This is a genomic window from Pradoshia sp. Z4_20 (assembly GCF_058216035.1).
Genome location: NZ_JBZAJD010000012.1, coordinates 45,807 through 51,962, shown reverse-complemented (window position 1 = coordinate 51,962; position 6,156 = coordinate 45,807). Strand labels below are relative to the sequence as shown.

7 protein-coding genes are annotated in these 6,156 nt (G+C 38.4%); all 7 read right to left on the bottom strand.

Features of this window, described 5'->3' with window-relative positions:
- Nucleotides 1-433 precede the first annotated feature (433 nt).
- Nucleotides 434-1,921: a lysine--tRNA ligase gene (gene lysS, locus AC4BHP_RS17775; protein ID WP_148631318.1), complete on the bottom strand. Its 1,488-nt coding sequence runs from the start codon at nucleotides 1,919-1,921 to the stop codon at nucleotides 434-436.
- 171 nt (nucleotides 1,922-2,092) lie between these two features.
- The gene (gene dusB, locus AC4BHP_RS17770; protein WP_066103090.1) at nucleotides 2,093-3,088 is read right to left on the bottom strand and encodes a tRNA dihydrouridine synthase DusB; all 996 of its coding nucleotides are present in this window, start codon (nucleotides 3,086-3,088) and stop codon (nucleotides 2,093-2,095) included.
- A gap of 41 nt (nucleotides 3,089-3,129) precedes the next feature.
- The gene (locus tag AC4BHP_RS17765) at nucleotides 3,130-3,339 is read right to left on the bottom strand and encodes a helix-turn-helix domain-containing protein (RefSeq protein ID WP_066103093.1); all 210 of its coding nucleotides are present in this window, start codon (nucleotides 3,337-3,339) and stop codon (nucleotides 3,130-3,132) included.
- A complete protein-coding gene (folK, locus tag AC4BHP_RS17760) occupies nucleotides 3,291-3,818 on the bottom strand; it encodes a 2-amino-4-hydroxy-6-hydroxymethyldihydropteridine diphosphokinase (RefSeq protein WP_151675505.1) in 528 nt (175 codons plus the stop codon). The genes AC4BHP_RS17765 and folK overlap by 49 nt, the downstream gene beginning before the upstream one ends.
- Nucleotides 3,808-4,182, bottom strand: coding sequence for a dihydroneopterin aldolase (gene folB, locus AC4BHP_RS17755; RefSeq protein ID WP_066103099.1), 375 nt, complete (start codon nucleotides 4,180-4,182; stop codon nucleotides 3,808-3,810). Before folB ends, folK begins: the two co-directional genes overlap by 11 nt.
- The gene (gene folP, locus AC4BHP_RS17750) at nucleotides 4,175-5,023 is read right to left on the bottom strand and encodes a dihydropteroate synthase (RefSeq protein ID WP_077248004.1); all 849 of its coding nucleotides are present in this window, start codon (nucleotides 5,021-5,023) and stop codon (nucleotides 4,175-4,177) included. Before folP ends, folB begins: the two co-directional genes overlap by 8 nt.
- Nucleotides 5,024-5,176: 153 nt before the next feature.
- A complete protein-coding gene (gene cysK / locus AC4BHP_RS17745) occupies nucleotides 5,177-6,103 on the bottom strand; it encodes a cysteine synthase A (protein ID WP_066103103.1) in 927 nt (308 codons plus the stop codon).
- Between the last annotated feature and the right edge of the window lie 53 nt (nucleotides 6,104-6,156).

The window sequence follows — 6,156 nt, the reverse complement described above, 5'->3', positions numbered from 1 at the left end:
GCGTTCGTCCTGAGCCAGGATCAAACTCTCCGAAAGATGTTTGATCTAGCTAAATTTTAAAGCAAATTGACGAGATTAAAAATCTCTTATTTTAGACTTGCTTGGCGTTTCGTTTTGTTTAGTTTTCAAAGAACAATCTGTTTCGTTGTCGTTTTGGCGACTTAACTATCATACCAAGTTAGCAACCTCATGTCAACAACTTTTTTTATTTTTTTCTTTATCGCTTGCTTCGTATTTAATACTGCAGCAGCGACGTTTATTAATATACCACCTTGTTTTTTATTTTGCAATACTTTTTTATAAAAGTTTTTGTTTTTATCCTTTCTTATACTATGAAGCTTAGATTTATATCCTTATCTTCATATATCAATTATACGAATGAAAGAAAATAAAGAAGAAGCTGCCCTTAATCGGCAGCTTCTTCTTTAAAATCTTATCTATGTCTCATTAACGGGAATAACAGTACATCACGAATTGAAGGTGAATTAGTTAGTAGCATAATTAGACGGTCCATACCAATTCCAAGACCTCCTGTTGGAGGCATACCATACTCCAATGCTTCTATATAATCATCGTCCATCATATGTGCTTCATCATTACCTTGTTCACGCTCTTTTAATTGCGCTTCAAAGCGTTGACGCTGATCAATTGGATCATTTAGCTCAGTGAAGGCGTTCGCATGCTCACGTCCCACGATAAATAACTCAAAACGATCAGTAAAGCGTGGATCATCCTCATTCTTTTTAGCCAACGGAGAAATTTCTACCGGATGACCATAAATGAAGGTTGGTTGTATTAACTTCTCCTCGATTTTTTGCTCGAAGAATTCGTTAACAATATGACCGTATGTCATAGATTCAGTAATTTGGACATCATGTTCTTTAGCAAGCGCACGCGCTTCTTCAACTGATGTTTCTTTCCAGAAATCTACACCTACGTATTCTTTAATTGCATCTACCATATGAAGTCTTGTCCATTTTGGTGTTAAATCCACTTCATAATCACCGTAAGGAATGACAGTTGTTCCTAAAACTTCTTTTGCAATATAAGCAATGACATTTTCAGTCAAGTCCATTACATCATTGTAGTCAGCATAAGCTTCGTAAAGCTCAAGCATTGTGAACTCAGGATTATGTCTTGTGGACACTCCTTCATTTCTAAATACTCGGCCGATTTCGTATACTTTTTCCAAACCACCAACAATTAGCCTTTTCAAGTGTAATTCAATGGCAATACGCATATACATAGGCATATCAAGCGCATTATGATGCGTTATAAACGGACGTGCAGATGCACCACCAGCAATTGAATGAAGCATTGGTGTTTCAACCTCAAGGAATCCTTGGTCGTCAAAGTAACGTCTCATTGCCTGAATGATACGACTGCGTGTTACAAATGTTTTTTGGCTTTCTTCACTTGTAATTAAGTCTAAATATCTCTTACGATAGCGCTCTTCAATATCTTTTAATCCATGATATTTTTCCGGAAGAGGACGAAGGGACTTAGTAAGATATGTAAACTGGCTTACTTTTATAGAAAGCTCTCCCACTTTAGTTTTAAATACCGTTCCTTTAATACCTACAATATCGCCAAGGTCAGCCATAGTGAATAGCTCATAAGCTTCTTCCCCAATAGCATCCTTACGCACATATATTTGAATTTGACCGCTCACATCTTTAATATGAGCAAAGCCTGCTTTTCCTTTTCCACGCTTTGTCATAATTCTGCCAGCTATAGATACTTCCGCATTCTTTGCTTCTAAATCCTCTTTTTCCACATCTGCATATTCATTGCTAATTTCTTGAGCCAAATGTGTACGTTCGAATCTTTTGCCAAATGGATCTATGCCCATTTCTTGGATGCGGTTCATTTTGTCACGTCTGACTTTTAATTGGTCGTTTAATTCTTCATAATTGCTCATCTTATTTCCACTCCATCTCTATCACGTATATACTGTTCCTTTATTTTACACAACCTTAGAACCTAATATATAAAAAATATCATTATCCTTTTAAAAGTATCATAAAAACTGCCGGTTTTACCGGCAGTTTCTACATACTTATTATACAGTATATCAGGTACTGTCAAATCATCAAACTGCACGAACGGCTTCATGGAGTTCAATATCTTCCACCATATTATAAAGCAGCCCTACCAATTGTTCACGTGTGTTGCACTCATTTATCTCATTTCTGATTCTACCGCTTCCTTTAATACCTTTCAAATACCAAGCTGCGTGTTTTCTCATCTCACGCACAGCGATAAACTCATCCTTCAATGCAATAAGGCGGTCAAGATGCAGGACGCAAACATCGATTTTTTCACGAACAGATGGCTCCGGCAAAAGGATCCCATTTTCTAAATACTTAACGGTTTGGTACATCATCCACGGATTCCCGAGTGCAGCACGACCGATCATGACTCCATCACAGCCAGTTTCTTCAAGCATCCTCTTGGCATCCTGCGGAGTCTGTACATCCCCATTTCCAATAACCGGTATATTGACAGCTTCTTTTGCCATACGGATATAATCCCAGTTTGCCGTTCCTTCATACATTTGAACCCGAGTACGTCCATGGACAGATATCGCACTTCCGCCCGCTCTTTCAACTGCCCTTGCATTCTCTTCAACAAATATATGCTTGTCATCCCAGCCAATTCTCATTTTAACCGTAACCGGTTTATCTACTTTATCAACTACAGCTGAAACCATCTCATAAATCTTATCCGGATTTAGTAACCATCTGGCTCCCGCTTCACATTTAATAATCTTGTTAACAGGACAGCCCATATTAATATCAATTATATCTGCATTGGTGTTCTTATCTACAAACTGAGCTGCCTGAACAAGCGATTCTTTTTCTCCACCAAAAATTTGAAGGCTCAATGGCTTTTCTCGTTCATCAATATAGAGCATGTTGAGGGTTTTTTCATTTCCATAAATTATTCCCTTATCACTAACCATTTCTGCACAAACAAGCCCTACCCCAAATTCCTTAACTGTTAAACGAAATGCTGAGTTACAAACTCCGGCCATAGGTGCAAGTACAACCGGATTCTTCATTTCGACATTGCCAATCTTCAACAATTCAATTCCTCCCTATCCTTTACTTGCACTTATCATTAAATCTATTTAACGAGAGGTTTTAGTTCCTCCACTGTAATGTCCAACTGATTTGCAATATCCTGCAAAAAGCGCTCAGAGGGTATTCGGTTGCCTCTTTCTACCTCGCCAAGCATTGAGACAGAGACAGATAACTCCCTTGCAAATTCCTCTTGAGTAAAACCTTTCAGCTTTCTAAATGCCCTAATACGCCTTCCCCATTTTTCCGCTTCCATATCCGAACCCCTTCTTTTTCGGGGATATCATCCATGATTTCCCTTATAGGTTTTTCCATATTAGGCAGAATGATGTCCTTATCTATCTCCACGAGCGGGATAACCACAAAGGCCCTATCAAGCATCCGCGGATGAGGGACAATTAGGTTTTTCGTTACAATATTTTCTTGATTATATAACAAAATGTCAAGGTCTATTGTTCGCGGACCCCACCTAATTTCCCTTTTTCTGCCAAGATTTTGTTCTATCTTCATGCAGGTAACCAATAGTGTTTGTGCATCGAAAGTTGTGTTTATACAAACAACCATATTCAAAAATTTACCTTGTTCTAAATAGCCTACTGGATTTGTCTCATATATAGATGATAAAGATATAATCTCAATTTCAGGTACTGCTGCCAATTCGCTTATGGCATCCTTTAAATTCGATTCTCTATCCCCTACATTTGTACCTAATCCAATATAAACTTTATTCATCATGCTGCTCTTGCTCCCTTATAATCTCAACTGCAACAAAATCGTAGTGACCCGGTATCGGTGGGTCTGGTTTCACAACCTTGATTTTGCATGAATGAATAATTGAATATGTGCCTAAAATTTCTGCTGATATCTTTTCTGCCACTGCTTCGATTAGATTATATGGCTTTCCTTCCACAATAGCCTTACATAAAGTGTATATTTCAGCATAATTAACCGATTTATTCAGATCATCTGTTTCTCCGGCGACTTGCAGATCCAAATACAATTCTGCACTTACTCTATAACGCTGTCCAAGCTTATTTTCTTCTTCATAAACACCATGGTATCCATAAAATTCCATATTTTCAAGAATTATTTTATCCATTTACTTTCACCTTTCCAAGCATCGCATCCATCATACGGGCCATACGGGACATCTCTTTCACATCATGCACCCTTATGATTTGACACCCCTGCTGAATCCCTAAACATATTGTCGCCCCTGTACCTTCCATTCTTTCCTCTACTGGTAGATCAAGTGTTCTGCCGATCATTGATTTACGTGATGTTCCCAATAAGACGGGGTAACCCAGGCTGGTCAATATGTCTAAATTTCGCATCATCAGCAAGTTCTCCTCCAGTGACTTCGCGAAGCCGATACCTGGATCCAGCACAATTTTATCGTTACTAACTCCAGCATCTTTAACAATCTGAATACTTTCATATAAATCATTTAAAACATCACGCAAAAAATGATCATAGGAAGCCTGCTTACGATTATGCATGAGGATGATCGGAGCGCCTGAATCGGCAGCAACACGGGCCATTTCCTCATCACCTTTAGCTCCCCAAACATCGTTTATGATAGTTGCCCCTGCATGAAGTGCTTCTTTTGCCACATCCGCTTTATATGTATCTACCGAGATCGGTACATTGATCTCTTTTGTTAATTCCTTAATAACAGGAATGATTCGCTCCAATTCTTCATCTGACGAAATTCGCTGATGGCCAGGTCTCGTCGACTCACCACCGATATCAATGATATCTGCTCCAGCTTTTATCATTTCCTTTGCACGCAAAACCGCTTGTTCTACTTTGTTAAACTGGCCTCCATCAGAAAACGAATCCGGAGTGATATTTAAAATTCCCATAATCTTAGTGCTTTGTCCAAGTTCCAATCTATATTGTCCACATTCTAGAATCATCTTTTTTTGTGGTAGTTCCATAATAATTTGCTCCTTTAATTAGACTCCGAAATTACTCTATGCAAATCACTATACCACATGTTATTTGTAAAAAAGAAAGAAACACAGAAAACCAAAACAAAAGGAGGCATTTAGCCTCCTCCATATGTTTAGCTTATTTACTCTTCTATACGATTAATCTTCAAAGTTATATAATGGTGTACTTAAATATCTTTCACCATTATCCGGGATGATTGCTAGAACTTTTTTGCCGGCACCAAGTTTTTTGGCAACTTCCAATGCTGCAAAAATAGCTGCCCCTGCAGAAATACCACCAAGAATACCCTCTTCTTTAGCAGCTTTTCTTGCTTGTTCAAAGGCTTGTTCATTTTCAACTTTTATAATTTCATCATAAATATTTGTATTTAATGTATCAGGTATAAAGCCTGCACCAATCCCCTGAATTTTGTGAGGCCCTGGAGTACCGCCTGATAGAATCGGTGAATCCGCTGGTTCAACTGCAATAATTTTAATATCTTTGTATTTCTCACGCAGCACTTCTCCAGCACCCGTAATAGTTCCGCCTGTACCTATACCGGATATAAAGGCATCCAATTGATCGCCCATTTGTTCTACAATTTCTTTACCGGTTGTTTTTCTATGGACTTCTGGATTGGCCTCATTTTTAAACTGCTGCGGCATAAAGTACCCATGTTCATTAACAAGTTCCTCCGCCTTAGCAATTGCACCTTTCATTCCATCTTTACCAGGAGTAAGAATAAGTTGGGCTCCATATGCCTTCAATAAGTTACGGCGTTCCATACTCATTGTATCCGGCATTACCAATATAGCTTTATACCCTTTTGCTGCTGCAACCCATGCCAACCCAATGCCTGTATTACCGCTTGTTGGTTCAACTATCGTTGTACCCGGCTTTAGAAGACCTTTTTCCTCGGCATCTTCAATCATGGCAAGTGCGATACGATCCTTAACACTGCTTCCCGGATTCATATATTCCAATTTCAAATAAACCTCTGCAGATCCATCTTCTACAATCTTATTTAATTTAACAACAGGTGTATTACCTATTAATTCAGAAATATTATTTGCTATTTTACCCAACTTATCCACCCCTAATCCATAGTATTTTCATTGGTTTTATATACAATTTAGCT